General features: G+C 73.9%; 23 protein-coding genes, 2 pseudogenes and 1 riboswitch. Of the genes and pseudogenes, 16 read left to right on the forward strand and 9 right to left on the reverse strand.

Translation table 11 applies throughout. The features are described 5' to 3' along the window. Window positions 1-26: 26 nt before the first annotated feature. Window positions 27-716: a class II aldolase/adducin family protein gene (locus QRN89_RS07525; protein WP_290348566.1), complete on the reverse strand. Its 690-nt coding sequence runs from the start codon at window positions 714-716 to the stop codon at window positions 27-29. Window positions 717-1,100: 384 nt separating this feature from the next. Here QRN89_RS07525 and QRN89_RS07530 point away from each other — a divergent pair, with 384 nt between their 5' ends. The 7 genes from QRN89_RS07530 to QRN89_RS07560 all read left to right on the forward strand — a co-directional run bounded on the left by QRN89_RS07530 (window position 1,101) and on the right by QRN89_RS07560 (window position 9,532). Further along, complete coding sequence (locus tag QRN89_RS07530; protein WP_290348567.1) at window positions 1,101-2,348, forward strand: inorganic phosphate transporter; 1,248 nt, start codon at window positions 1,101-1,103, stop codon at window positions 2,346-2,348. Between the two features lie 12 nt (window positions 2,349-2,360). Continuing rightward, complete coding sequence (locus tag QRN89_RS07535; RefSeq protein ID WP_093653077.1) at window positions 2,361-2,582, forward strand: hypothetical protein; 222 nt, start codon at window positions 2,361-2,363, stop codon at window positions 2,580-2,582. Window positions 2,583-2,719: 137 nt separating this feature from the next. Continuing rightward, window positions 2,720-2,870, forward strand: a riboswitch (cobalamin riboswitch). 31 nt (window positions 2,871-2,901) lie between these two features. Continuing rightward, entirely contained in the window at window positions 2,902-3,885 is a 984-nt protein-coding gene (locus QRN89_RS07540; RefSeq protein WP_435833242.1) for a cobalamin biosynthesis protein, read from the forward strand. Next, on the forward strand, window positions 3,882-5,435 hold the full coding sequence (locus QRN89_RS07545; RefSeq protein WP_290348568.1) for a cobyric acid synthase: 1,554 nt from the start codon (window positions 3,882-3,884) through the stop codon (window positions 5,433-5,435). The genes QRN89_RS07540 and QRN89_RS07545 overlap by 4 nt, the downstream gene beginning before the upstream one ends. A 38-nt stretch (window positions 5,436-5,473) precedes the next feature. Next, window positions 5,474-7,531: a putative cobaltochelatase gene (locus tag QRN89_RS07550; protein WP_290353614.1), complete on the forward strand. Its 2,058-nt coding sequence runs from the start codon at window positions 5,474-5,476 to the stop codon at window positions 7,529-7,531. Then, complete coding sequence (gene cobO, locus QRN89_RS07555) at window positions 7,531-8,139, forward strand: cob(I)yrinic acid a,c-diamide adenosyltransferase (protein WP_290348569.1); 609 nt, start codon at window positions 7,531-7,533, stop codon at window positions 8,137-8,139. Before QRN89_RS07550 ends, cobO begins: the two co-directional genes overlap by 1 nt. Before the next feature lie 19 nt (window positions 8,140-8,158). After that, a complete protein-coding gene (locus QRN89_RS07560; RefSeq protein WP_290348570.1) occupies window positions 8,159-9,532 on the forward strand; it encodes a cobyrinic acid a,c-diamide synthase CobB in 1,374 nt (457 codons plus the stop codon). 191 nt (window positions 9,533-9,723) lie between these two features. Here QRN89_RS07560 and QRN89_RS07565 read toward each other — a convergent pair whose 3' ends face one another. Next, window positions 9,724-10,467 carry a ZIP family metal transporter gene (locus QRN89_RS07565; RefSeq protein ID WP_290348571.1) on the reverse strand — a complete coding sequence of 248 codons (744 nt, stop codon included), beginning with the start codon at window positions 10,465-10,467 and terminating at the stop codon, window positions 9,724-9,726. A 47-nt stretch (window positions 10,468-10,514) separates the two neighbouring features. On the opposite strand from QRN89_RS07565, the gene QRN89_RS07570 reads away from it, so the two are divergent. The 3 genes and pseudogenes from QRN89_RS07570 to cobC form a co-directional block, all read left to right on the forward strand. Next, window positions 10,515-11,039 carry a cobalamin biosynthesis protein gene (locus QRN89_RS07570; protein ID WP_390701939.1) on the forward strand — a complete coding sequence of 175 codons (525 nt, stop codon included), beginning with the start codon at window positions 10,515-10,517 and terminating at the stop codon, window positions 11,037-11,039. Next, window positions 11,036-11,830 (forward strand): sirohydrochlorin chelatase, encoded by a 795-nt coding sequence (locus QRN89_RS07575; protein WP_290348572.1) that lies wholly within the window; start codon window positions 11,036-11,038, stop codon window positions 11,828-11,830. The genes QRN89_RS07570 and QRN89_RS07575 overlap by 4 nt, the downstream gene beginning before the upstream one ends. A 14-nt stretch (window positions 11,831-11,844) precedes the next feature. Then, a pseudogene (gene cobC / locus QRN89_RS07580) lies at window positions 11,845-12,876 on the forward strand (Rv2231c family histidinol phosphate aminotransferase CobC); the annotation flags it as partial. Window positions 12,877-12,987: 111 nt separating this feature from the next. Here cobC and QRN89_RS07585 read toward each other — a convergent pair. Together QRN89_RS07585 and QRN89_RS07590 are read right to left on the reverse strand one after the other, a co-directional pair. Beyond that, window positions 12,988-13,905 carry an SCO1860 family LAETG-anchored protein gene (locus QRN89_RS07585; protein WP_290348574.1) on the reverse strand — a complete coding sequence of 306 codons (918 nt, stop codon included), beginning with the start codon at window positions 13,903-13,905 and terminating at the stop codon, window positions 12,988-12,990. Window positions 13,906-14,218: 313 nt separating this feature from the next. Next, window positions 14,219-15,307: an amidohydrolase family protein gene (locus tag QRN89_RS07590; RefSeq protein ID WP_290348575.1), complete on the reverse strand. Its 1,089-nt coding sequence runs from the start codon at window positions 15,305-15,307 to the stop codon at window positions 14,219-14,221. Window positions 15,308-15,386: 79 nt separating this feature from the next. On the opposite strand from QRN89_RS07590, the gene QRN89_RS07595 reads away from it, so the two are divergent. The 5 genes from QRN89_RS07595 (at window position 15,387) to thpD (ending at window position 20,088) form a co-directional block, all read left to right on the forward strand. After that, on the forward strand, window positions 15,387-16,487 hold the full coding sequence (locus QRN89_RS07595; RefSeq protein ID WP_290348576.1) for a pyridoxal-phosphate-dependent aminotransferase family protein: 1,101 nt from the start codon (window positions 15,387-15,389) through the stop codon (window positions 16,485-16,487). A gap of 332 nt (window positions 16,488-16,819) precedes the next feature. Continuing rightward, on the forward strand, window positions 16,820-17,314 hold the full coding sequence (gene ectA, locus QRN89_RS07600; protein WP_290348577.1) for a diaminobutyrate acetyltransferase: 495 nt from the start codon (window positions 16,820-16,822) through the stop codon (window positions 17,312-17,314). A 124-nt stretch (window positions 17,315-17,438) separates the two neighbouring features. After that, window positions 17,439-18,707: a diaminobutyrate--2-oxoglutarate transaminase gene (gene ectB / locus QRN89_RS07605; RefSeq protein WP_290348578.1), complete on the forward strand. Its 1,269-nt coding sequence runs from the start codon at window positions 17,439-17,441 to the stop codon at window positions 18,705-18,707. A 59-nt stretch (window positions 18,708-18,766) separates the two neighbouring features. Beyond that, entirely contained in the window at window positions 18,767-19,195 is a 429-nt protein-coding gene (locus QRN89_RS07610) for an ectoine synthase (RefSeq protein WP_290348579.1), read from the forward strand. A gap of 2 nt (window positions 19,196-19,197) precedes the next feature. Then, entirely contained in the window at window positions 19,198-20,088 is an 891-nt protein-coding gene (gene thpD, locus QRN89_RS07615) for an ectoine hydroxylase (protein ID WP_290348580.1), read from the forward strand. Window positions 20,089-20,226: 138 nt separating this feature from the next. Here the strand turns inward: thpD and QRN89_RS07620 are convergent, their stop codons facing one another. Further along, the gene (locus tag QRN89_RS07620; RefSeq protein WP_290348581.1) at window positions 20,227-21,306 is read right to left on the reverse strand and encodes an alkene reductase; all 1,080 of its coding nucleotides are present in this window, start codon (window positions 21,304-21,306) and stop codon (window positions 20,227-20,229) included. 196 nt (window positions 21,307-21,502) lie between these two features. Between QRN89_RS07620 and QRN89_RS07625 the strand changes: the two are divergent. Next, a pseudogene (locus QRN89_RS07625) lies at window positions 21,503-22,009 on the forward strand (MarR family winged helix-turn-helix transcriptional regulator); the annotation flags it as partial. A gap of 110 nt (window positions 22,010-22,119) precedes the next feature. Here QRN89_RS07625 and QRN89_RS07630 read toward each other — a convergent pair. From QRN89_RS07630 to QRN89_RS07645, 4 genes are all read right to left on the reverse strand, one after another. Continuing rightward, entirely contained in the window at window positions 22,120-23,163 is a 1,044-nt protein-coding gene (locus QRN89_RS07630; RefSeq protein WP_290348582.1) for an aminotransferase class V-fold PLP-dependent enzyme, read from the reverse strand. 76 nt (window positions 23,164-23,239) lie between these two features. Then, a complete protein-coding gene (locus tag QRN89_RS07635) occupies window positions 23,240-23,959 on the reverse strand; it encodes a DsbA family oxidoreductase (RefSeq protein WP_290348583.1) in 720 nt (239 codons plus the stop codon). Window positions 23,960-24,155: 196 nt separating this feature from the next. After that, the gene (locus tag QRN89_RS07640; protein ID WP_290353615.1) at window positions 24,156-24,758 is read right to left on the reverse strand and encodes a DUF1349 domain-containing protein; all 603 of its coding nucleotides are present in this window, start codon (window positions 24,756-24,758) and stop codon (window positions 24,156-24,158) included. Window positions 24,759-24,774: 16 nt separating this feature from the next. Continuing rightward, window positions 24,775-26,307, reverse strand: a complete 1,533-nt coding sequence (locus tag QRN89_RS07645; RefSeq protein ID WP_290348584.1) for an aldehyde dehydrogenase (NADP(+)) — start codon at window positions 26,305-26,307, stop codon at window positions 24,775-24,777. Window positions 26,308-26,372: the final 65 nt, after the last annotated feature.

The raw sequence follows: 26,372 nt of genomic DNA on the forward strand, positions 1-26,372 counted from the left end.
CAGTGGACCGGGTGGCGCGAGTGACGTCAGCGGGACTGGCCGTACCCGCGGAGCTTCTCGGCGACCTCGCGGAGCTGTGTCCGGGAGAGCAGGGTGGGGGTGCGTCCGGGGACGGAGCCGGCGGTGAGCCAGAGGCGGCACATCCACTCGAGCTGGGCGGTGCGGTCGAAGGCCTGGTCGAGCGAGGCTCCGTAGGTGACCGTTCCGTGGTTCCGCAGCAGGCAGCCGGTGCGGTCCTCCAGGGCGCGGAGCATTCCGGCGGCCAGTTCGTCGGTCCCGTACAGGGCGTAGGGGGCGACGCGGACGGGGCCGCCGAAGGCCGCCGCCATGTAGTGGATCAGCGGCAGCTCGTCGACCAGGGTGGACACGGCGGTGGCGTGCACGGCGTGGGTGTGGACGACGGCCACCGCGTCGGTGGTGCGGTGGACGGCGAGGTGCATCGGGAGCTCGCTGGTGGGTGTGAGCTCGCCGAGGACCTGGCGTCCGTCGAGTCGGACGCCGACGGCGTCGGCGGCGGTGAGCCGGTCGTAGTGCACCCCGCTGGGGGTGACCAGCACGATGTCGCCGGCGCCGAGGCGGACGCGCACGGAGACGTTGCCCGAGGTCCCGACGACGAGCCCGTCCGTGACGGTCCTGCGGGCGGTGGCCACGAGGTCCGACCAGGCCCGGGATATCGCTTCCCGCTCCCGCTCCTCCGGCTGTTCGTGTTCCGTCATGCGGCCGATCGTGTCAGCCCGTACCGGCGGGGGCGACGGCGGGCCGGTGACGGGCCGCGGTGACCGGGCCCTTCGGGCCGGCCGGGTGGCGGAAAGTCCGGAGTGACCAGAATCTCTTCCGCTGTTCATCCAGACGATTGAATCCGATCATCTGACGGATGTTGTGCGACCATCGGAGACCGGTAGAGGCCCGGAATTTGGCCGATTCCGAACGGTACGCACCGGCCTCGAGGGTTGCCGGCGCGCCGCCGCAGACATAAGCGGAGGGACCGCAACCCACTTGGGGACACTCCAGCGCCCGCCCCAGTTCACCTTCCGTTCACTCAGAAACCCTACGTTCACCCGAGCCACTGACATCCGAACGATTGCCTGGGTACCCGGTAAATGGAGCACATCACCCTGCTGCTCGCGATTGTCGTCGTGACAGCACTCGTGTTCGATTTCACGAACGGCTTCCACGACACCGCCAACGCCATGGCGACGACCATCTCGACGGGTGCGATGAGACCGAAGGCAGCAGTGGCGATGTCCGCCGTGCTGAACCTGGTCGGCGCGTTCCTCTCGGTCGAGGTCGCCAAGACGATCTCGGGCGGCATCATCAACGAAGAGGGCATCCGCACAGAAGTGATCTTCGCCGCGCTCGTCGGCGCGATCCTCTGGAACCTGCTGACCTGGCTGCTGGGCCTGCCGTCCAGCTCCTCCCACGCACTCTTCGGCGGCCTCATCGGCGCCGCGGTGATGTCCGCCGGATTCTCGGCCGTCAACGGCGGCACGATCGTCACCAAGGTCCTGATCCCGGCCGTCGCCGCTCCGCTCGTCGCCGGCCTCGCGGCCCTGGTCGCCACCAGGCTGACGTACCGGATGGGCGGTACCACCCAGAACAAGGCCACCTCCAAGGGCTACCGCGCCGGCCAGATCGCCTCCGCCGGCCTGGTGTCCCTCGCGCACGGCACCAACGACGCGCAGAAGACCATGGGTGTCATCACCCTGGCCCTGGTCACCGGCGGCGTCCTCGCCCCCGGTGCGAACCCCCCGATGTGGGTCATCGTCTCCGCCGGTGTCGCGATCGCGCTCGGCACCTACCTCGGCGGCTGGCGCATCATCCGCACCATGGGCAAGGGCCTGACCGACCTCCAGCCGCAGCAGGGCTTCGCCGCCCAGACCAGCGCCGCGACGGTCATCCTGGCCTCCTCGAACCTCGGCTTCTCGCTCTCCACCACCCAGTCCTGCTCGGGTGCCGTGATGGGCGCGGGTCTCGGCCGCAAGGGCGGAGTGGTCCGCTGGTCCACCGCGACCCGGATGTTCGTCGCCTGGGGCCTGACCCTGCCCGCCGCGGGCCTGGTCGCCGCGGCCGCGGAGTTCCTGACCAAGCAGGGCACCTGGGGCATCGCCGCCGTTGCCGTGCTGCTCGTCGCGGGCTCCGGAGCCATCTGGGTGATCTCGCGCCGCAAGCCGGTGGACCACACCAACGTCACGGACGACGAGATCGAGCCCGCGGGCGTCGTCACCACCGCCATCGCGGCGGTCACCCCTCCCCCGGCCGGTGTCGCGGTGGCCGAGCCCGAGGAGCTGAAGGCCACCGTCCCGGCCCCGGCCCCCGAGTCCGCTCCGGCGCCCGCCGCCACGGTGTAAGGAAAGAACAGCATGAAGATCGACTGGGCAGCTCTGGGCTCCGTCTTCGGCGTGAGCCTCGTCGTGACCGTCGCCCTGGTGGGCCTCTTCACCCTCGGCGTCGCGGGCCTCTCCAAGCAGGAGGCCGCGGCCGCGCAGGGAGGCTCCGCCGGCCTCGCCCGCACGGGTGCGTACGCCTGCTTCGCGCTCTGCGCCGCGGCGGTGGCCTTCGGGATCTATCTGATCGTGGTCTGACGGCCGCACGGCACGTCCTCGTACAGGGGCCGGGCACACCTCCGGGTGAGTCCGGCCCCTGTCGTGTGCGCGCCCCGTGCCCGCACCGTGTGGGCCTCCGCACACTGTCCCGTCGCAGGTCAAGGGCGAGTTGACGGGCGTTCGGGGCCCGTGGTGGACTTCCGGAGCCATTTACGGCGGCAGAAGAGGAAGCCGGTGCGAATCCGGCGCGGTCCCGCCACTGTCACGGACGCGCTCCCCTCACGGAGCGTCCCGGAGCCAGGAACTCTCTCCCGCCGGTCACGTCGAGCCAGGGCGCGGACCCTGAGTGAGGACGAACATGCCTGCCGAACCGGGGGGGCCGGGCGTGCTGCGCCCGGACATCACGTTCGCGTACGGCGCCGCGGCCGGACTGGCCGGCGACCTGCTCCTCGGCGATCCACGCCGCGGGCACCCGGTCGCCGTCTTCGGCCGGGCAGCCGCGGCGGTCGAACGGAGACTCTGGCGCGACCACCGAGGCTGGGGCGCCCTGCACACCGCGGTGTGCGCCGGCGGCGCGGTCGCCGCGGGCGCGCTGGCCGCAGACCGCGCACGCCGGTCACGCGCCGCCGCCGTCGCCCTGACCGCGGCCGCCACCTGGGCCGTCGTCGGCGGCACCTCGCTCGGCCGGGAGGCACGGGCGATCGGCGGAGCGCTGGCGGCCGGGGACATCGAGGTCGCCAGGGAGCGGCTGCCGCATCTGTGCGGGCGCGACCCGCAGGCGCTCGACGGCCCCGGTATCGCCCGAGCCGTCGTCGAGTCCGTCGCCGAGAACACCTCTGACGCCGTCGTGGGCGCGCTGGTCTGGGGTGCGATCGGCGGCGTGCCCGGTCTCGTCGGGTTCCGCGCCGTCAACACCCTGGACGCGATGGTGGGTCACAAGTCCCCCCGCTACCGGCGGTACGGCTGGGCCTCGGCCCGGCTCGACGATCTCGCGGGCTGGCCCGGGGCCCGGCTCACCGCGGCCCTCGCGACCGCCGCGGGCGGTGACCCGCGCGGCGCGGCCCGCGCCTGGCGCCGGGACGCCGCGAAGCATCCGAGCCCCAACGCCGGTCCCGTGGAGGCCGCGTTCGCCGGAGCCCTCGGCGTACGCCTCGGCGGAACGCTCGCGTACGGCGGACGCGTCGAGCACCGGCCCGTGCTCAACGGCGACGGCGGACGGGCCGTCGAGGTCGCGGACATCGAACGGGCCGTACGGCTCTCGCGACGCGTGGGGGTGCTGGCGCTCGCGGTGTGCGCGGGCGGCCGCCTCGCGGCCGGAGCCCTGAAGCGGAGGCGGGCATGAGCGGGGGCGGACTGCTGGTCGCCGGCACCACCTCGGACGCCGGCAAGAGCGTCGTCACGGCGGGGATCTGCCGCTGGCTGGTGCGACAGGGCGTGAAGGTCGCGCCCTTCAAGGGGCAGAACATGTCCCTCAACTCCTTCGTGACCCGTGAGGGCGCCGAGATCGGCCGGGCACAGGCCATGCAGGCCCAGGCCGCCCGGGTCGAGCCCACGGCGCTGATGAACCCCGTCCTGCTGAAGCCCGGCGGCGACCGCTCCAGCCAGGTCGTGCTGATGGGCAGGCCGGTCGGTGAACTCAGCGCGCGCGGCTACCACGGAGGGCGCCAGAAGACCCTGTTCGAGCCGGTGATGGCCTGCCTGGAGGAGCTCCGCGGCACGTACGACGCGGTGATCTGCGAGGGCGCCGGCAGCCCTGCGGAGATCAATCTGCGGCGCACGGACATCGTGAACATGGGCGTCGCCCGCGCGGCGCGCCTCCCCGTGCTGGTGGTGGGGGACATCGACCGCGGCGGGGTCTTCGCCCAGTTCTTCGGAACGACCGCGCTGCTGGCCCCGGAGGACCAGGAGCTGATCGCGGGCTACCTCGTCAACAAGTTCCGCGGCGACGTCACGCTGCTGGAGCCGGGGCTGGAGATGCTGCACGGGCTCACCGGGCGGCGGACGTTCGGCGTACTGCCGTACGCGCACGGGCTCGGCATCGACGAGGAGGACGGACTGCGGGTGTCGCTGCGCGGCACGGTGCGCGAGTCGGTGGTGGCGCCGCCGGTCGGCGAGGACGTGCTCCGCGTGGCCGTGTGCGCCGTGCCGCTGATGTCCAACTTCACCGACGTGGACGCGCTGGCGGCCGAGCCGGGCGTGATCGTGCGCTTCGTCGACCGGCCCGAGGAACTGGCCGACGCCGACCTGGTGATCGTGCCCGGTACCCGCGGCACCGTGCGCGCCCTGGAGTGGCTGCGCGAGCGCGGTCTCGCCGGCGCGCTCGCCCGGCGCGCCGCGGAGGGCCGGCCCGTGCTCGGCATCTGCGGCGGCTTCCAGGTGCTCGGCGAGCACATCGACGACGAGGTCGAGTCGCGTGCCGGAGCCGTGCCGGGCCTCGGACTGCTGCCGGTGCGGGTGCGGTTCGCCGCGGAGAAGACGCTCGCCCGCCCGTCCGGTGCGGCGCTGGGGCAGCCGGTCGAGGGCTACGAGATCCACCACGGCGTCGCCGAGGTGCTCGGCGGCGAGCCGTTCCTCGACGGCTGCCGGGTCGGTGAGGTGTGGGGCACCCACTGGCACGGGTCGCTGGAGAGCGACGGATTCCGCCGGGCGTTCCTGCGGTCCGTCGCCGCGGCGTCGGGCCGCCGCTTCGTCCCCGCCCCGGACACCTCCTTCGCCGCACTGCGCGAGGCCCAGCTCGACCGCCTCGGCGACCTGATCGAGGAGCACGCGGACACGGACGCCCTCCTCCGACTCATCGAGGGCGGCGCGCCCTCGGGCCTGCCGTTCATCCCGCCGGGCGCCCCCGACTTCCCCGGTGCGCCCGCCGCCGGAACCCCTGGAGCCGCACAGTGAGCAACGCACCCCACTACCCGTTCACGGCGGTCGTCGGCATGGACGACCTGCGGCTGGCCCTGCTGCTGAACGCGGTCAGCCCGGCCGTCGGCGGAGTGCTCGTACGCGGGGAGAAGGGCACCGCCAAGTCGACGGCCGTGCGCGCCCTCGCGGCGCTGATGCCGGACGTCGACGTGGTCGCGGGCTGCCGGTTCTCCTGCGCGCCCGGGGCTCCGGACCCGGGCTGCCCGGACGGGCCGCACGAGGCCGCGCCCGGCACGGCACGCCCGGCCAGGATGGTCGAACTGCCCGTCGGCGCCTCGGAGGACCGGCTCGTCGGCGCCCTCGACATCGAACGGGCCCTCGCGGACGGCGTGAAGGCGTTCGAGCCCGGTCTGCTCGCCGACGCGCACCGGGGCGTGCTCTACGTCGACGAGGTCAATCTGCTCCACGACCATCTCGTCGACCTGCTGCTGGACGCGGCCGCGATGGGCGCCTCCTACGTCGAGCGCGAGGGTGTGTCCGTACGGCACGCCGCGCGTTTCCTGCTCGTCGGGACGATGAACCCCGAAGAGGGGGAGCTGCGGCCGCAGTTGCTCGACCGCTTCGGGCTGACGGTCGAGGTCGCCGCCTCCCGGGAGCCGGAGCAGCGGGTGGAGGTCGTCCGGCGCCGGCTCGCGTACGACGACGATCCCGCGGCCTTCGCGGCCCGCTGGGCGGACGAGGAGGCGGCGCTGCGCGAGCGCATCGCGGACGCGCGGGCGCTGCTGCCCCAGGTGGTGCTCGGGGACGCCGCTCTGCGCCAGATCGCCGCCACCTGCGCGGCGTTCGAGGTGGACGGCATGCGCGCCGACATCGTGATGGCCCGAACCGCTACGGCGCTGGCCGCATGGGCGGGGCGCACGGGCGTCCGCGAGGAGGACGTGCGGCAGGCCGCGCTCCTCGCGCTCCCCCACCGGCGACGGCGCAATCCCTTCGACGCGCCCGGCCTGGACGAGGACAGGCTCGACCAGACGCTGGAGCAGTTCGGCGGGGACGACCGGCCGGACGCCGATCCGGACCCCGACCCCGATCCGGACACGGACCCGTCCGGCCCGGACGGCGGCCCGGGCGGCGGAGGTGTCCCGCCCCAGGGCGAGGCGCCCGACTCCGTCCCGCCCACCGGGCAGCCGGAGCCGTCCGAACCGGCCGGGCCGCCCGCACACCCCGAGCCGTCCGGCTCACCCGCCGCGAACGCCGGCGCGGGAGAGCGGGCCGCCGAGCGGGCGGCGGAGCCGTTCCGTACGAAGGCGCTCAGCGTGCCGGGGCTCGGCGAGGGAGCCGCGGGCCGCCGCTCCCGGGCCCGTACCGAGCACGGCAGGACCACCGGGGCGCGCCGGCCGCGGGGGGCGCTCGGCAAGCTGCACCTGGCGGCGACCGTGCAGGCGGCGGCCCCGCACCAGCGGGCGCGCGGCCGCTCCGGACCGGGTCTCGTGGTCCGCCGGGACGATCTGCGGCAGGCCACCCGCGAGGGACGCGAGGGCAACCTCGTGCTCTTCGTCGTCGACGCCTCCGGCTCCATGGCGGCCCGGCGGCGCATGAGTTCCGTGAAGGGCGCGGTGCTGTCGCTGCTGCTGGACGCCTACCAGCGCCGGGACAAGGTCGGCCTCGTCACCTTCCGGGGCAGCGGGGCCGAGGTGGCACTGCCGCCGACCTCGTCCGTGGACGCCGCCGCCGCACGGCTGGAGGAACTGCCGACGGGCGGCCGGACACCCCTGGCCGCCGGGCTGCTGAAGGCCCACGACGTCCTGCGGGTGGAGCGGCTGCGCGACCCGTCGCGGCGGCCGCTGCTGGTGGTCGTGACCGACGGCCGCGCGACCGGGGCGCGTGGCGGCGACGCCCTCGCGCTCGCCGGGCGCGCCGCCCGGCTGCACGCGGCCGAGGGCACGGCCGCGGTGGTGGTCGACTGCGAGACGGGGCCGGTGCGACTCGGCCTCGCCGGGAATCTCGCCCGTGACCTCGGCGGCACCGCCGTCACCCTGGACGAGCTGCGCGCCGACAGCATCGCCGGGCTGGTCCGGGACGTCCGGGCGGCGACGGGAACCGACAGCACGGTCCGCAACAGGAGGGCAGCGTAGTGCCGCAGGGAAAGCCGGACGTCGTTCCGGACGACGGTCTCACCACCCGCCAGCGCCGCAACCGGCCGCTGGTGATGGTGCACACGGGCATCGGCAAGGGGAAGTCGACGGCCGCCTTCGGGATGGCGCTGCGCGCCTGGAACCAGGGCTGGCCCGTCGGGGTGTTCCAGTTCGTCAAGTCGGCGAAGTGGAAGGTCGGCGAGGAGAACGCGCTCAAGGTCCTCGGCGCGAGCGGCGAGGGCGGCACCGTCCACTGGCACAAGATGGGCGAGGGCTGGTCCTGGATCCAGCGCCCGCCGGCCGAGGGCGAGCAGTCCCACGAGGACAAGGCACGTGAGGGCTGGGAGCAGGTGAAGCGCGATCTGGCCGCCGGGACCTACAAGTTCTACGTGCTCGACGAGTTCGCCTATCTGCTGCACTGGGGTTGGATCGACACGGCCGAGGTGATCGAGGTGCTGCGCGACCGCCCCGGCACGCAGCACGTCGTGATCACCGGCCGCAACGCCCCGCAGGAGCTGCAGGAGTTCGCCGATCTCGTGACCGACATGTCGAAGGTCAGGCATCCGATGGACGCGGGCCAGAAGGGCCAGCGGGGCATCGAGTGGTAGAGCGAGTGGCAGGCAGAACGTGGTAGCGCGTCTCGTCGTCGCCGCGCCGGCCTCCGGCAGCGGCAAGACCACCGTCGCGACGGGTCTGATGGCGGCCTTCACCGCCGCCGGACTCGCCGTGTCGCCGCACAAGGTGGGTCCCGACTACATCGATCCCGGGTACCACGCGCTCGCCACCGGGCGCCCGGGCCGCAACCTCGACGCGTACATGTGCGGCACGGAGCTGGTCGCCCCGCTGTTCACGCACGGCGCGCGGGGCTGCGACCTGGCCGTCGTCGAGGGCGTGATGGGGCTGTACGACGGGGCCGCCGGAGCCGGCGAGCTGTCCTCCACGGCCCAGGTCGCCAAACTGCTCGGGGCGCCGGTGGTCCTGGTCGTCGACGCCTCCTCGCAGTCGCGGTCGGTGGCGGCTCTGGTGCACGGATTCGCTTCCTGGGACCCGGAGGTGCGGCTCGGCGGGGTGATCCTCAACAAGGTCGCCACCGACCGCCACGAGGCCCTGCTGAGGGAGGCCCTGGACGAGTCCGGGGTGCCGGTCCTGGGAGTGCTGCGGCGGGCGCCCGCCGTGGCGACACCGTCACGGCACCTCGGACTCGTGCCGGTCGCCGAGCGGCAGACGGAGGCGGTCGACGCGGTCGCCGCGCAGGCCGAGCAGGTGCGGGCGGGCTGCGACCTGGAGGCGCTGCTGGCCCTGGCGCGCAGCGCGCCGCCGCTCGCCGGGGACGCGTGGGAGCCGGGCGCGGCACTGGGCACCCCTGCCGTCGACGCGCGGAGCCGCCGGCCCGTGGTCGCCGTGGCCGGGGGCGCCGCGTTCACGTTCTCGTACGCCGAGCACTCGGAACTGCTGACGGCCGCCGGCGCGGAGGTCGTCGCCTTCGACCCGCTCCACGACGAGGAACTGCCCGCCGGCACGGCCGGCCTGGTCATCGGCGGCGGCTTTCCCGAGGTGTACGGGCCGGAGCTGTCCGCCAACTCCCGCCTGCGTGAGGCGGTCGCCGTGCTGGCCCGCTCGGGGGCGCCCGTCGCCGCCGAGTGCGCCGGGCTGCTGTACCTCGCGCGCTCCCTGGACGGCCGGCCCATGTGCGGGGTGCTGGACGCCGACGCGCGGATGTCGGAGCGGTTGACGCTGGGCTACCGGGACGCCGTGGCGGTGAGCGACAGCGTCCTGGCCCCGGCCGGGACCCGGATGCGCGGCCACGAGTTCCACCGCACCGTCACGGAGCCGGGCGCGGGGGCGGACCCCGCCTGGGGGCTCCGGCAGCCCGAGCCCCGGGTGGAGGGCTTCGTCCGGGGCGGAGTGCACGCGAGCTATGTGCACACGCACTGGGCGGGCGCGCCGGGGGCGGCACGGCGGTTCGCGGAGAGGTGCGCCGCGTGGGACCCGGAAGGCTAGGGCGTGTGGCGAAAGCAGCTCCGTCCGCCCGCAGGGCTACGGCGTCCGGTGCGTGCGTTCGCAAGACGGAGGACCGTCCTCGTACCGGACGTACTCGGATGACTCCGACAGCGCAGCGAGCGCACGTGCCGGGCGTCGCGGGCCAGGAGGGACCTTCGCCACACGCCCCAGGCCCCGGCGGCTCCGGCGCGTCACTCCGCCAGGCCCGTCACCAGCCAGATGAACGCCACGCCCGACACCGTGCACAGCAGGGTCGACCGGGCCGGGTGCGCGTGGTGGGCCTCCGGGAGGATCTCCGCGGCGGCGAGATAGAGCAAAGCGCCGCCGAAGAAGCCGAGATAGCTGCCGAGCACCTCGGGCGGCATCGTGAACAGCAGCGTGGAGGCGGCGCCGACCACCGGCGCGAGGGCCGCGGCGAACAGCATGGCGACGGCCTTGCGGCGCTCGTTCCCGTACAGGCTGGTGACCGTGTACGTGTTGAACCCGTCGGCGAAGTCGTGGGTGATGACCGCGAGCGCGACGGTGAGCCCCATCTCGCCGCCCGCCTGGAAGGCCGCGCCGATGGCGATGCCGTCCATCAGGCTGTGCAGCACCATGGCCGCGGCGGCGGTCATGCCGACCTGCGGGGCACGGTGGTCGTGGGCGTGCCGGCCGCCGTTGTACGCGCCGTGCGCCGCCTGCCGGCCGGCCAGCAGCCGCTCCACCCCGTGAGCCAGCAGGAAGCCGCCGACGAACAGCAGCATCGCCTGCGGTACGCCGAAGACCTCCTGCCCCGCGACCGCCATCGCCTCCGGCAGCAGATCGAGGCCGGCGACCCCCAGCATCAGCCCTCCCGCGAGGCCGAGCACGAGGTGCCGGCGGTCGGTGACGCGCTGCGCCGCCCAGCCGCCGAACAGCGTCATCAGGAACGCGCCGAGCGCGACGAACACCGCCATGGGTTCTTGCTAGCCGATCCCACCCCCACCCCGCCGGGTGCCACGCCATGACCGGAAGCGCGGGCCGGTTCGTCGTCGGCGTCGGGGCGCGCCGGGGCGCTCCCGTGGACGAGGTTCTCGGCCTGGTCCGTGAGGCACTGCGGGAGGCCGGGGCACCGGCGGGCTCGGTCGTGGCCGTCGCGACGGTGGCGGCCAAGGCCGGTGAACCGGGCATCGTGGCCACGGCGGCCACGCTCGGCGTCCCGCTGCGGACGTACCCCGCCGCCCGGCTCGCCCGGGTGCCGGTGCCGAACCCGTCCGCGGCCGCGGCCGCGGTGGGCACCTCTTCGGTGGCGGAGGCCGCCGCTCTCGCGGACGGGGGAGAACTCGTGGTGGGGAAACGGAAATCCGGAGGTCAGGGGCGACCCGGCGCGGTGACCTGTGCCATCGTGCGGCTTGCGGATTCTTCGACTCCGGGACCGGTTCCGCCGTGCGTGGAACCGGTGGCGCCGGACATGATCTCGGACGTGAACGACGGCGGACCGGTCGGACTGCACCGGCGGCATCGCCACCACCGCAAGGAGAACCTGTGACTTCCCCGCCCGCCCTGCTCATCGCCGCGGACGGTGTCCGGCACGACGCCGGCGCCGCGGCACTGCTGGACCTCGTGGAGCACCTGGGCAGCCGCCATCCCGGAATCCCCGTCGCGGCCGGCCTCCTCGGCCCCGGCCGGTGGCCGCTCTCGGAGGCCGTGGGCGAGCTCGTCGCCGCCGGAGCCGACCGGCTGGCCGCCGTCCCCCTGGCGCTGGTACCGGACCGCTGGAGCGAGGACGCCCTGTCCACGGCGCTGGACGCGGTCCGCGAGGAACAGCCCGGCCTCACCGTCGCCGTGAGCCGCGCCCTCGGCCCCGACCCCGCGCTGCTCGCGCTGCTGGAGCAGCGGCTCGACGAGGCGCTGGGCGGCGGTGCGCGCTCACCGCGGGACCGCGCCGACGTGACCGTGCTGCTGGCCGCGCCCGGCTCGGCGGATCCGCAGGCCAACGCGGAGGTGCACCGGGCGGCGCGGCTGCTCTGGGAGGGCCGGGGGTACGCGGGGGTCGAGACGGCGTTCGTGTCGACGGCCGCGCCGGACGTGCCGACCGGGCTGGACCGCTGCGTACGGCTCGGGGCGCGGCGGGTCGTGGTGCTCCCGTACGCCCTGTTCGACGGCGGGCCGGTCGAACGGGCCGTGCTGCACGCCGAGGGCTGGGCCGAGGCCCACCCGGACACGGACGTGCGCTGCGCCGAAGTGATCGGCGCGGCGGACGAGTTGGCCGATCTGGTCGTCGACCGCTACCGGGAGGCCGTGGCCTCGCCGGTCCCGGCCGCGGCGGGACGACCATGAACGACGACATCCACGATCTCCGGCACCACGGTGACGCGGAGGTCCGCGACGGCGCACTGACCGATCTCGCGGTCAACGTCCGCACCGGCACTCCGCCGGGGTGGCTGCGGGAGCACATCGCGGAGTCGCTGACGTCGCTCGCCGCCTACCCGGACGGCCGGGCGGCCCGGGCGGCGGTCGCGGCACGGCACGGGCTGCCGGTGGAGCGGGTGCTGCTGACGGCCGGGGCGGCGGAGGCGTTCGTGCTGATCGCCCGTGCCCTGCGGGTCAGCCGGCCGGTGGTGGTCCACCCCCAGTTCACGGAGCCCGAGGCCGCGCTCCGGGACGCCGGCCACCGCGTGGAGCGCGTCGTGCTGCGTGCCGAGGACGGCTTCCGGCTGGACCCGTCCGCGGTGCCCGAGAGCGCGGACCTCGTCGTCGTCGGCAACCCGACCAACCCGACGTCGGTGCTCCATCCCGCCGCCGAACTGGCCCGGCTCGCCCGGCCCGGGCGGATCCTGGTCGTCGACGAGGCGTTCATGGACGCGGTGCCCGGCGAACCGGAGGCCCTGGCGGCCCGGACCGACATACCCGGGCTGGTCGTGCTGCGCAGCCTCACCAAGACCTGGGGCCTCGCGGGCCTGCGGATCGGCTACGTCCTCGCCGAGCCCGGGACGGTCGCCCGGCTCGAACGGGCGCAGCCGCTCTGGCCGGTGGGGACCCCGGCCCTCGCCGCGGCCGAGGCCTGCATGTCGCCCCGGGCGCTCGCGGAGGCCGCGGCGGCGGCGGAGCGGATCGCGGCGGACCGGGCGCATCTGCTCGCGGGACTCGCGGAGTTCGACGAGGTACGGGTGGTGCCGGCGGCCGCCGGGCCGTTCGTCCTCGTCCGCATCGACCGCGCGGACGAGGTACGCGGACGGCTCCGGGCCCTCGGCTTCGCGGCCCGGCGCGGGGACACGTTCCCGGGACTGGGCCACGACTGGCTGCGCCTCGCGGTCCGGGACCGCGCCACGACGAACCGCTTCCTCCAGGCTCTCGACCAGGCCCTGACCCTCGTCGGCGCGTAGGCGCCGGGCCCGCTTGCGGGCGGGGGCGTTGCGTGCGTGCGGACGGCGCCGCCCCGGTGAGGGTGACGCGTACGTGCTCCGCGCCCGCAGGGGGCCACCGGCGCCCACCGGCTACGCGCGGCGGCGGGCCAGGGCGACCGCGCCGCCGCCCAGGGCGAGGAGGACCACCGAACCCGCAGCGAACCACGGTGTCGACGCGTCCCCGCCGGTCGCCGCCAGATCGTCCGTCGCGGGGGGCTTCGCCGCTTCCCCGCCGGTCTGCGGCTTGACGTCGGGCGCCGTCGTGGCGGGCGGTTCGTCGACGGGCTCGCCCGACGGGGTCTCGCAGGTCGCCTCCGCGAGCGTCAGCGTCCCGTCGACCTCGGCGACGTTCAGCTTCAACGGGTCGACGGAGACCTTGAGTTCGAGGGCCGTGGCCGCGGCCGTGCGCGAGGTCGTGCCGGTACGGGACAGGTCGAGGGTGACGACGCCGACGCCGGGCACCTTGACCTCGGTCGTGCCGCCCGTCGTGAGCGTGGTCTTCCGGCCGAGGACGGTGACCGAGCCGAGCAGACGGGACCGGGCGACCGGCTTCCTCCCCACCTCGCAGACCGCCTCGGACGTCACCTGCCCGACCTCGACGAGGGAGAGCAGCGGCAGCCCCGGCACGTGCACCTCGGCGTGGGCGAGTTCCACACGGCCCTCCGCGCTGTCCCGGTCCGCGGTGGCCTTCGCGCTCGCCACCTCGGCCTGCAGCACGTTGAACGGCTTGCCCTGGTCGACACCTTCGAGCTGGACGGCCAGCGCGGTCTTCTCGGCGCTCGCGGGCGCCTGGACCTCGTTGAGGGACGTCTTCAGCGGCACCCGGACACTGTTGCTGAGCAGCGAGACGTCCAGCCCGGTCCGGAGGACGACCGCGCTCGACCGTCCGTCGCCGCCGCCCGTCGCCTGGGCCGGCGCGGCGAGCGCCACGGGCCCGACGGCCAGCACTGCCGCGGCCGCGGCGGCCGTCGAGCGGCGTACGGGCATGCGGAAGGTGTTGCTCTTCACGGTGGTGGAACCCCCACGGGAGACATGACGTCGCCGCGCGCCCGCGACAGGGACTCGTGCGCGGCGGCGGCGATCGGGAACACCGGAATACTCACGCACCGAGAGTGAACCGTCAGACACCTGGGGTGAGTTCACTCCAAAGTGACGTTTCCGCGCTCGCATTCGATTACCGATGCACGGACGTTCCCCCGCGTCCCCCGGGCGGCGGGCGCGAAGGGCGTGCACCGGGGCGGCCGGGGGTGGTGCGCACCCATCGGGGACAGGCGGCACGAAAGAGGCACAACGAGCCGGAGCCGGCCCGCGTCACGGTCCGTCAACCGACGACGCGCCCGCGCATCACCACCGTGCGGGGCGCCGCCAGTACCCGTACGTCCGCCCTCGGGTCGCTGTCGTACACGACCAGGTCCGCCGGGGCGCCTTCCTCCAGGCCGGGCCGGCCGAGCCAGCTCCGGGCGCCCCAGGCGGTCGCGGAGAGCGCGTCCACCACCGGGAGCCCGGCCCTGACCAGCTCGGCGACCTCGGCGGCGACGAGCCCGTGCGGCAGGGTGCCGCCGGCGTCGGTGCCGACGTAGACGGGGATGCCCGCGTCCCAGGCCGAGCGGACGGTGTCGTACCGGCGTTCGTGGAGCCGGCGCATATGGTCCGACCAGCGCGGGAACCTGCTCTCGCCGCCGGCCGCGAGCTGCGGGAAGGTGGCGATGTTGACCAGCGTCGGGACGATGGCCACACCGCGCTCGGCGAACAGCGGGATCAGGTCCTCGGTCAGTCCGGTGGCGTGCTCGATGCAGTCGATTCCCGCCTCGACGAGGTCGCGCAGCGAGTCCTCCGCGAAGCAGTGCGCGGTGACCCGGGCACCGAGGCGGTGCGCCTCGGCGATGGCCGCCTCGACCGCGCCGCGCGGCCAGCACGCGGTGAGGTCGCCGACCTCCCGGTCGATCCAGTCGCCGACGAGCTTGACCCAGCCGTCGCCGCGCCGGGCCTCCCGGGCCACGTAGGCGACCAGGTCCTCGGGCTCGATCTCGTGGGCGTAGTTGCGGATGTAGCGGCGGGTGCGGGCGATGTGCCGGCCGGCGCGGATGATCCTCGGGAGGTCCTCGCGGTCGTCGATCCAGCGGGTGTCCGCGGCCGATCCGGCGTCGCGGATGAGGAGGGTGCCCGCGTCCCGGTCGGTCAGCGCCTGCTTCTCGCTGGTCGCCTCGTCCACCGCCCCGTGCCGGTCGAGCCCGACGTGGCAGTGCGCGTCGACCAGGCCGGGGAGCGCCCAGCCCCGGACGGTGCGGACGTCCCCGGAGGCCGGGCGCCGGTAGGTGACGCGGCCGCCGACCACCCACATCTCGTCCCGTGCGTCGTCCGGCCCGACGAGCACCCGCCCCTTGACATGCAGCACCGCGTGATCGCTCATGACCAGCACTCTACGAGCCCTGGCCTACCCTCGACCGAGAACATCACCGAACATCCATCCGAGCGAAGCGAGCACCGCCGTGACCCATCCGTTCCTGGACCTGACCCCGCTGACCGCCGCGCACTTCGCGGCCATCGAGCGGCGGGTCGCCGGCCTCCTCTCCACCGAGGCGGACGTGGTGGTCCCCCAGGGGGAGGCGCTGCTGCCGCTGGAGGGCTGCATCCGCGCCGGGGCGCGGCCGGGTTCGGCCGCGCTGAACGTGGTCACGGGCCCGTACGGGCAGACGTTCGGCCACTGGCTGCGCGACTCCGGCGCCGCGGTGGTCGACCTGGAGGTGCCGTTCCACACGGCGGTGACCGCCGAGGAGGTCGAGCGGGCCCTGGAGCGGCACCCGGAGATCGACTTCGTCTCGCTGGTGCACGCGGAGGCCGCCACCGGCAACACCAATCCGGTCGCGGAGATCGGCGAGGTCGTACGGGCCCACGGCGCGCTGTTCATGCTGGACGCCGTGGCCTCCGTGGGTGCCGAGCCGCTGCTGCCGGACGCGTGGGGCGTGGACCTGTGCGTGATCGGGGCGCAGAAGGCGCTGGGCGGTCCGGCCGGGGTGTCGGCGGTGTCGGTCAGCGAGCGGGCGTGGGAGCGCTTCGCGGCCAATCCGGCGGCGCCCCGGCGCTCGTACCTGTCGCTGCTGGACTGGAAGGACCGCTGGATCGACGGCGGCCGCAGGGCACTGCTGCACGCGCCCGCGCAGCTGGAGATGCTGGCGCTGGAGGCGTGCCTGGAGCGCGTCGAGGCGGAGGGGCTGGACGCGGTGACGGGGCGGCACGCCTCGGCGGCCGCGGCGACGCGTGCCGGGGTGCTCGCGCTGGGCGTGCTGGCCCCGTACGTGCACGAGGCCGGGGAGGCGGCCCCGGTGGCGACGACACTGCGCACGCCCGCGGGCGTGGACGCCGCGGACCTGGTGGCGAAGGCGCTGGCCGTCGACCCGTCGGTGCCGCTGGTCGCGGGCGGCGGCGCGCTGTCCGCCGAGATGATCCGGGTGAACCACTACGGCGCGGACGCGAGCCGCGACGTGGTGTCCTCGTCGCTCGCCGCACTGGGGGCCGCTCTCGGTGAACACGGCCACGGAACGGATGTCGCCGGCGCCCGTCGCGCGATTTCGGAAGCCTGGCAGGACTAATTCCCTCCGACCGCACCGAAAAATAAACAGCGCATTAATAAACGAATGCAGGGAGTCGCTTTATCAGGAGCGGCTCCCTGCATTCGTCTGCCCGCTTCCCCGGACCCTAAACGCATGAGTTCCCGCGAGATCCAGGAGCCATTCGGAGGGCGTTACGATCATGTGACAGACGCCACACAAACGTCTTTCTGCCCGATAACTCCCGGTCAAATGGGGAGAGTTCACCCCGACCTCGCGCCAGGGCGCGCGCTCGCGCGATAACACACGGAGCGAGTCCCGCCAACCCCTTCCCACGATGCAATTTACGAATTTGCTCGGTAAATTCAATCCGCATGACCACCGCATTGAGCATCGACAGCCCGAGCGTGGAGGACGGAGCCGCCATCTGGCGTATCGCCCGCGACTCCGAGGTCCTGGACCTCAACTCCTCGTACAGCTATTTGCTGTGGTGCCGCGATTTCGCCGCGACCTCCGTGGTGGCCCGCGGCCCGGACGGTGAGCCGATCGCCTTCGTCACCGGATACGTCCGGCCCGAGCGGCCGGACGTGCTGGTCGTCTGGCAGGTCGCCGTCGACGGGGAGCACCGCGGCCGCGGACTGGCCGGCACGCTCCTCGACGCGCTCACCCACCGCGTCGTCCCGCGCGGAGTCCGCGCGGTCGAGACGACCGTCACTCCGGACAACACCGCCTCGGACCGCCTCTTCACCTCGTACGCGGCCCGGCACGGCGCGTCACTGGACCGCGAGGTCCTGTTCGACGGCGGGCTCTTCCCCGACGGGGGACACGAGCCCGAGGTGCTGTACCGCATCGGCCCCATCGGCGACTGAGACCGGTGGACCGGCCGATCCCGGATCCCCCTTCCGCGCCGGGCCGGTTCCGGCCTGCCCGGCGCGCCCCCCGCACGACCCGCATCCCAGCTCCGTCCGACCCCCACATCAGGAGTGAAACGCAGTGACCATCACCCCGCCCGCCCTGAGTGTCTTCGAGACCCTGGAGTCGGAGGTGCGCAGCTACTGCCGCGGTTGGCCCGCCGTTTTCGACCGCGCGCAGGGCGCTCGCCTCACCGACGAGGACGGCCACACCTATCTGGACTTCTTCGCCGGCGCAGGGTCGCTCAACTACGGCCACAACAACCCGGTGCTGAAACGCGCGCTGCTGGACTACCTGGAGCGCGACGGGATCACCCACGGCCTGGACATGGCGACGACCGCCAAGCGCGCCTTCCTGGAGTCCTTCCAGAACGTCGTGCTGCGGCCGCGTGACCTGCCGTACAAGGTGATGTTCCCCGGCCCGACGGGCACCAACGCCGTCGAGGCGGCGCTGAAGCTGGCCCGGAAGGTGAAGGGCCGGGAGTCGATCGTCTCCTTCACCAACGCGTTCCACGGGATGTCGCTCGGCTCCCTCGCCGTGACCGGCAACGCCTTCAAGCGCGCAGGCGCCGGCATCCCGCTGGTCCACGGCACCCCGATGCCGTTCGACAACTACCTGGACGGCCAGGTCCAGGACTTCCTCTGGTTCGAGCGGCTGCTCGAGGACCAGGGGTCCGGGCTGAACAAGCCCGCCGCGGTCATCGTCGAGACCGTGCAGGGCGAGGGCGGCATCAACGTCGCCCGCGCCGAGTGGCTGCGCGCGCTGGCCGATCTGTGCCGGCGCCAGGACATGCTGCTCATCGTCGACGACATCCAGATGGGCTGCGGCCGCACCGGTGCCTTCTTCTCCTTCGAGGAGGCGGGCATCACGCCGGACATCGTCACCCTGTCGAAGTCCATCAGCGGCTACGGCCTGCCGATGTCGCTCTGCCTGTTCAACCCGGAGCTGGACGTCTGGGAACCGGGCGAGCACAACGGCACGTTCCGCGGGAACAACCCGGCCTTCGTCACGGCCGCCGCCGCGCTCGACACGTACTGGGCCGACGGGCAGATGGAGAAGCAGACCATCGCCCGCGGCGAGCAGGTCGAGCAGGCCCTCCTGGGTATCTGCGACGAGAACTCCGCCCTCGGTGCCCACTACCGCGGCCGCGGTCTGGTCTGGGGACTGGAGTTCACCGACAAGAGCCGTGCTTCGGCGGTCTGCGCCCGGGCGTTCGAACTCGGGCTGCTGCTCGAGACGTCGGGCCCGGAGAGCGAGGTGGTGAAGCTGCTGCCGCCGCTCACCGTGACGCCCGACGAGCTGGACGAGGGCCTGCGCACGCTGGCCCGTGCCGTCCGCGAGACCGCCTGACGCCCCCCGCGGCGCCGACCCACCCGTACGGCGAGGAAAAGAAAGGTTCTGAACACACCGTGATCGTCCGATCCCTCAAGGACATCGAGAACACCGACCGGCACGTCAGGTCGAAGTCCGGCACCTGGGAGAGCAAGCGCATCGTGCTCGCCAAGGAGAAGGTCGGCTTCTCCCTCCACGAGACCGTGCTGTACGCGGGTACGGAGACGTCGATGTGGTACGCGAACCACATCGAGGCCGTGCTCTGCGTGGAGGGCGAGGCGGAGCTGACGAACGACGAGACCGGTGAGGCGCACTGGATCGAGCCCGGCACGATGTACCTGCTGGACGGTCACGAGCGCCACACGCTGCGCCCCAAGACGGACTTCCGCTGCGTCTGCGTCTTCAACCCGCCCGTCACCGGACGGGAGGACCACGACGAGAACGGCGTCTACCCTCCCCCAGAGCCGGAGGCCTGGGGGGACCCCAAGCTCACCGAGGAGGGCTGACCATGACCACCGCGATCACCGATCTCTACCCGACCCGCGGCGCCGAGGAGACGGCCGTCCCCCGGCAGGACCCGGTGGTGTGGTCGCCGCCGGGCACGCCGGGCCCGATCTCCGCGGCCGATCTCCAGGGCTACGAACACGACGGCTTCCTCGCGATGCCGGAGCTGCTCACCCCGGCCGAGGTCGAGGTCTACCGCGCCGAACTGGACCGGCTGGTCAACGACCCGCTGATCCGCGCCGACGAACGCTCGATCGTCGAGCCGACGACCCAGTCGGTCCGTTCGGTGTTCGAGGTCCACAAGATCAGTGAGATCTTCGAGGCCCTGGTGCGCGACGAGCGCGTGGTGGGCCGGGCACGGCAGATCCTCGGCTCGGACGTCTACGTCCACCAGTCGCGGATCAACGTCAAGCCGGGCTTCGGGGCGTCGGGCTTCTACTGGCACTCGGACTTCGAGACCTGGCACGCCGAGGACGGGCTGCCGAACATGCGGACCGTTTCGGTGTCGATCGCCCTCACCGAGAACTACGACACCAACGGCGGGCTGATGATCATGCCCGGCTCGCACAAGACGTTCCTGGGCTGCGCCGGTGAGACGCCCAAGGACAACTACAAGAAGTCGCTGCAGATGCAGGACGCCGGGACCCCGTCGGACGAGGCGCTGACCGCGTTCGCGGACCGGCACGGCATCCGGCTGTTCACCGGCAGGGCCGGCTCGGCGACCTGGTTCGACTGCAACGCGATGCACGGTTCCGGGGACAACATCACCCCGTACGCGCGCAGCAACGTCTTCATCGTGTTCAACAGCGTGGAGAACGCCGCGCGGGAGCCGTTCGCGGCGCCGGTGCCGCGCCCGACGTTCATCGGGGCGCGGGACTTCACACCGGTGAAGTGAGCTCGGGGCCGGTTCCGGGGGACGCTCCGGAACACGGCGTCGGAGCGCGGTGGCCCCACTCCGGTGGGGTCGCCGTGAGGTGCGGGCAGGGGGCCGGCCGCTGATGCGGCCGGCCCCTTCCCCGTGCCCGGACGCCGGTCAGCCGCCCAGCGCCGGGTAGTCGGTGTAGCCCTTGTCCCCGCCGCCGAAGAAGGTGGCGACGTCGGGGGTGTTGAACGGGCCGCCCGCCCTCAGCCGGGCCGGCAGGTCGGGGTTGGCGAGGAACAGCGCGCCGTACGACACGAGGTCGGCCACGCCGTCGTCGATCAGGTCCAGCGCACCGGGCCCGGTCGGTCCCTCGGTCGCCGCGTTGAGCACGAGGGTGCCGGAGTACTCCTTGCGCAGGGCGAGGGTGAGCTCCCGCAGCCCCGGCCCGCCCTCCAGGATGTGCAGGTACGCGAGGTCCAGCGCGTCCAGCTCCCGGACCAGCGCGGGGTAGGCCAGCTCGGCCTCCTCGAGGGGTTCGGCGATGTCGTTGTACGCGTTGGTGGGTGAGATCCGGATGGCGGTGCGCTCCGCACCGATCGCGGAGACGACGGCCTTGGTGACCTCCAGCGCGAAACGGGTGCGGGCCTCGGGGGAGCCGCCCCACTCGTCGTCGCGGAGATTGGTGTTGGGCGCCAGGAACTGGTGGATGAGGTAGCCGTTGGCGCCGTGCAGCTCGACGCCGTCGAAGCCCGCCTCGACCGCGTTGCGCGCGGCGGCGGCGAAGTCGCCGATGGTGGCGCGCACTTCGTCGGCGGTGAGTTCGCGCGGGGTGACCAGGTCCTGCGGGCCCTCGTGTGTGAACAGCTGTCCGGCGGCGGCCACCGGGGAGGCGCCGACCGGTACGAGCCCGTCGGGCAGGAGTGAGGGGTGACCGATCCGGCCGGCGTGCATGAGCTGGGCGAAGATCCGCCCGCCCGCGGCGTGCACCGCGTCGGTGACCCGCCGCCAGGCCGCGACCTGCTCCCCCGAGTGCAGCCCGGGAGTGTCGGGATAGCCCTGGCCGACGGGGGAGGGCTGGATGCCCTCCGTGATGATGAGCCCGGCGGTGGCGCGCTGCGCGTAGTACTCGACGGTGGAGTCGGTCGGGGTGAGGCCCGGGCCGAAGGCGCGGCTGCGGGTCATCGGCGCCATGGCGATGCGGTTGGCGAGCGGTGTGCCGCGGAGGTCGATCGGGTCGAAGGCGGTGGTCATGACGGCTCCCGGAGGGACAGGCAGGAGAAAGGACAATTGGTCGGCCAAGTATTGGCCCCGGCGACCACTGTAACGCATTGATTGGCCGACCAAGGTAATCTGGGCGTACGGAGATGTGGGACGGTCGACGCGGTCCGCGCCGCCCTCGGGAGCGCGGTCCGCGTCACATCCGCAGCAAGAGCACCCAGGAGGCCCGATGAAACCGGAGGCCGACCCCTTCTGTCCCGACGCCCGCAGCGGTGAGTTGCCGGCCACCGCCCGTGGCGGCCCGGTCAGCCACGCCGTCTCCAGGGTGGCCCGGCTCCACCGCGCCGCGGCGGGCAGGCTGCTGAAGCAGGCGGGGCTCTACCCGGGCCAGGAGCTGGTGATGATGTACCTCTGGGAGGTCGGGCCCGTACGGCAGGCCGAGCTCATCAGGGCCGCCGAGCTGGACCCGTCGACCGTCACCAAGATGCTCCAGCGCCTGGAGCAGTCCGGCCATGTCCGCCGGAGCCCCGACCCCGCCGACCGGCGTGCCGTGCTCGTCGAGGCGACCGAGGGCAGTTGTGCGCTGCTCGCCGACGTCGGCAGGGCCTGGAGCGCCCTGGAGGAGCTGACGCTCGCCGGGCTCGACCCGGCCGAGCGCGCCGAGCTGGGCCGGTTGCTGGCCAAGGTCGAGGGCAACCTCTGCGCGGAGGCGGCTGAGTGCCGCGCCCGCCCGGCGGCACGGACGGCGGGGCCCGCGAGCGCGCCGGAGCGGCCCGGGGGGACGTGTGCCCAGCCCCCGGTCACGCAGGATCGGCCCGGGAGCGCCTGGGCCCCCGGCACGCGGGCTCAGCCCGAGAGCACGTCGAGCGCCCGGTCGACGTCCGCCGCCGAGTTGTAGAGGTGGAAGGAGGCCCGCAGATTGCCGGCGCGGGCCGACACGACGACCCCGGCACGGGCGAGCAGGGGCCGGCGCCCACCGAGGCCGGGCACGGCGACGATGCACGAGTCGCCGGGAACCGGCGTGTGCCCGAGCTCCACCAGCCCCGCGCGGAAACGGGCCGCGAGCGCGGTGTTGTGGGCGTGGACCGCGGCGATGCCGGTCTCCTCCAGCAGCGGCAGGGACTGCGCGGCGGCGTGGTAGGCGAGGAACGAGGGCGGTTCGTCGTAGCGGCGGGCGGAACGGGCGAACCGCTCGACGGGTCCGTACGTGCTCCCCTCCGGGTCCTCGGCCGCGAACAGTCCGGCGTGCACCGGGACCAGCGACTCCTGGGCGTCCTCGGTCACGGTGAGGAAGGAGGCGCCGCGCGGGCACAGCAGGTACTTGAACCCGCCCGTGACCGTGTAGTCGAACTGCCCGGCGTCCAGCGGCAGCCAGCCGGCCGCCTGGCTGGCGTCCAGCAGGACGCGCGCTCCGTGCGCGGCGGCGGCGGCGCGCACCGCCGGCAGGTCCGCGATCCGGCCGTCGGCAGACTGCACGGCGGACAGGGCCACCAGCGCGGTGCCGGGGCCCACCGCCTCGGCGAGCGCGTCGAGCGGGGCGTACCGCACCTTCAGGTCGCGCGTGGTGAAGGGGGTGACCATGGAGCTGAACTCGCCCTCGGGGACCACGACTTCGGCCCCGGCAGGGAGGGAGGCCGCGATGAGCCCCACATGGACGGCGACCGAGCCGCCCAGCGCGACCCGGTCCGAGGCCACACCCATCAGTCGGGCGAAGGAACCCCGGGCCGCCTCGACGGCGGCGGTGCTCCCCGAGCCCTCCGGGCGGCCCGCGGCGATCTCCTGAGCGAGCTCCCCGACGGCCTCCACCGAGCGCCTCGGCCACAGACCGCAGGTGGAGGTGTTCAGATACGTCGACGTGGGCGCGAACTCGGCGCCTCCCAGGGTGTCCATGGCTCCGTACCCTACGGCGCGCCCGGCCGCGCCGGGTGATCGTTCCGGCGGCGGTGACCACTCCCGCGGTCGGCGGTCAGCCCCGCGGAGGGACCTCGCAGGCGCCGTCGTCGCAGGCACCGCCCGCGGGGGCGGGCGGGGTGACGACGGGGATGATCCTGCGGCCCTGCCACGCCTGCTCCAGGGCCTGGGTGAACACCTCGGCCGGCTGGCCGCCGGAGACGCCGTAGCGGCGGTCGAGCACGAAGAACGGCACGGCGCTCGCGCCGAGTTCGGCGGCCTCCCGCTCGTCGGCCCGCACGTCCTCCGCGTACGCGTCCTCGTCGGCGAGGACCGCACGGGCCTCGTCCTCGTCCAGCCCCGCCTCGACCGCGAGCCCGATCAGCACCTCGGGGTCGAACACGGACCGCTCCTCGGCGAAGTTCGTCCGGTAGGCGAGGTCCAGGAGCTCCTCCTGGAGGCCGCGGGCCTTGGCCAGATGGAGCAGCCGGTGGATGTCGAAGGTGTTGCCCTGGTCGCGCCCCTCGGTGCGGTACCCGAGTCCCTCGGCGCGCGCGGCGGAGGCGACGTGCTCCTCCATGGCGCGGGCCTCGTCGAGCGTGCGGCCGTACTTCCTGGCGATCGACTCCACCACGGGGACGGTGTCGCGCCTGGCGCGGTGGGGGTCGAGCTCGAAGGAGCGGTGCACGACCTCGACGTCGTCCCGGTGGGCGAAGGCCGCGAGGCCCTGCTCGAAGCGCGCCTTCCCCACGTAGCACCAGGGGCAGGCGATGTCGCTCCAGATCTCGACGCGCATGGGTCTCTTACCGCTCTCTCTCGGCCGGGTTCCGGACGTCTTCCGTACGGGCACGGAAGGGTCCTTCCGCCGAGCCGCTCAACGCCGGCGGGCAGCGGTTCATTCCCCCCGGACGGGCCCGGGCACCGGGACCGGGCCCGCCCGCGCGGGCCCGGCAGGTGCGCCGTGGCGGAGGCCGGGCCGGACGGCCGGCGGATCAGGAGCCGTCGCGCAGGCCGTCCGGCCACGCGGGCCGGTACTCGATGCGGTCGAAGGTGACGACGCAGCCCTCGCCGACGGGCGACTGGGCCATGAAGCCGACGAGCGCGGCAGCGGCCTCCTCGCCGCTGCCGAGGGTGAAGATCCGGACGAAGGTCCAGCGCTGCCCGTCGGCGGAGGCGTGGAACGCGAAGGCGCCACCGGTGCGGCTGATCCGCAGCCAGGCGCTGTCGCCCTCCAGCACGAAGGAGTTGGCGTCGTCGGAGTGCCCGCGGGTGACGACGGTGCAGATCGTCGGCCGGTCCGGGGACAGTTCCAGACAGAGCTTGGCCCATTGCCGCTCGGCCACGTGCAGATAGAGCACACCCGCGTCGAAGGCGGCCCCGAAGCCGACCTTCACCCGGGCGATCAGCTGGAAGTCGCCCTCCGGCGCGCCGAGCAGCCGCGGCGCGTCGGAGACCGGCTCCAGGGCCTCACCGGTGGGCGGCACGAAGCGGTCCTGCCGTGCGCCCGCCCAGCCGGTGAGCATCCCGTTCTCGTACGACCAGTCCGCGTCGGGGCCGTAGGGACGCAGGGGGAAGGGGAGTTCCGGCAGGGCCATCTCGTCGGTCACCGGGTCAGCCTCGCAGAGGCTCCGGGCGTCCGTCGACCTGTCGCGGCAGCCCCAGCGGATTGCCGTCGCGCAGCTCGGGCGGGAGCAGCGCGGACGGCGCCGACTGGTAGGTGACGGGCCGCAGCCAGCGCTCGATCGCGGTCGCGCCGACCGAGGTGGAGGTGGACGTGGTGGCCGGGTAGGGGCCGCCGTGGTGCTGGGCGGGGGCGACGGCGACCCCGGTGGGCCAGCCGTCGACGAGGACCCGGCCGGCGAGGGCGGTGAGCGAGCCGAGCAGTTCCGCGGCGGAGCCCTGGGCCTCCTCCTCGGAGACGTGCAGCGTGGCGGTGAGATTGCCGGGCAGGCGGGACAGCACCGCCTCGACCTCGTCCGTGTCCTCGTAGCGGGCGACGACCGTGACGGGGCCGAAGCACTCCTCCAGCAGCAGGTCGTGCGGTCCCTCCTCGGCCAGCCGCCGCGCCGGCACGGTCAGGAAGCCCGCGCTGACGCTGTGGTCGCCGCAGGCGCCGGGGGTGACGGGCGACTCCACGCCCTCCAGTCCGGCCCGCTCGCCGACGCCCGCGATGAACGCGTCGCGCATGCGGTGGTCGAGCATCACCCCGGGGTCGGTCTCGCTCACCGCTGCGGTCAGGGACTTCAGCAGCCGGTCGCCCGCGTCGCCGGCGGGGGCGAGGACGAATCCGGGCTTGGTGCAGAACTGCCCCTCCCCCAGGGTCATCGAGCCGGCCAGCCCGCCGCCGATGGCCTCGGCACGCTCGGCGGCCGCCGCCTCCGTGATCACGACGGGGTTGAGGGAGCCGAGTTCCCCGTGGAAGGGGATGGGCACCGGGCGGGCGGCGGCCGCGTCGAAGAGGGCCCGTCCGCCGCGCACCGAGCCGGTGAACCCGGCGGCGGCGACGAGCGGATGGCCCACCAGCTCCACGCCCGCCTCGAAACCGTGGACCAGCACCACGACGTCCTCGGGCAGCCCGGTCCGCCGGGCGGCCGCGCGGAGCAGTGCCGCGCAGAGCTCGGAGGTCGCCGGGTGGTCCGGGTGGGCCTTGACGACCACGGGGCAGCCGGCGGCGAGGGCGCTGGCGGTGTCGCCGCCCGGCACGGAGAAGGCGAGCGGGAAGTTGCTCGCCGCGTAGACGGCGACGACGCCGAGCGGGATCTTCCAGCGGCGCAGGTCGGGCCACGGCGGGGTGCGTGCGGGGTCGGCGTGGTCGATGCGGACGTCCAGGAAGGAGCCCTCGTCGACCACGTCGGCGAAGGCCCGCAACTGGGCGGTGGTCCTGGCGAGTTCGCCGGTCAGCCGGACGGGGCCGAGTGCGGTCTCGGCGTCGGCGGCCTCGATGACGTGCCGGCCCGACTCGTCCAGGAGGTCCGCGGCGGTCCGCAGCAGGGCGGCCCGGGCCGTGCGGTCGCCCAGGGCGGCCCGGGCGGCCTCCGCTGCCCGCACCGCGCGGTCGACCTCCTCCGCTGTGGCCTCGACCGCAACCTGCTCGCGCGGCTTCCCGGTTCGGGGGTCCACACTCCAGACTGGTGCTGCTCCCACCGCGGCTTCCTTCCCCAAGTTGTTCGGTATTCTGAACAAGGTTCCCGATGATGAATAGTGGGGTC

Origin of the sequence: Streptomyces sp. HUAS CB01, from assembly GCF_030406905.1 — a bacterium.
Lineage (GTDB): Bacteria > Actinomycetota > Actinomycetes > Streptomycetales > Streptomycetaceae > Streptomyces > Streptomyces chengbuensis.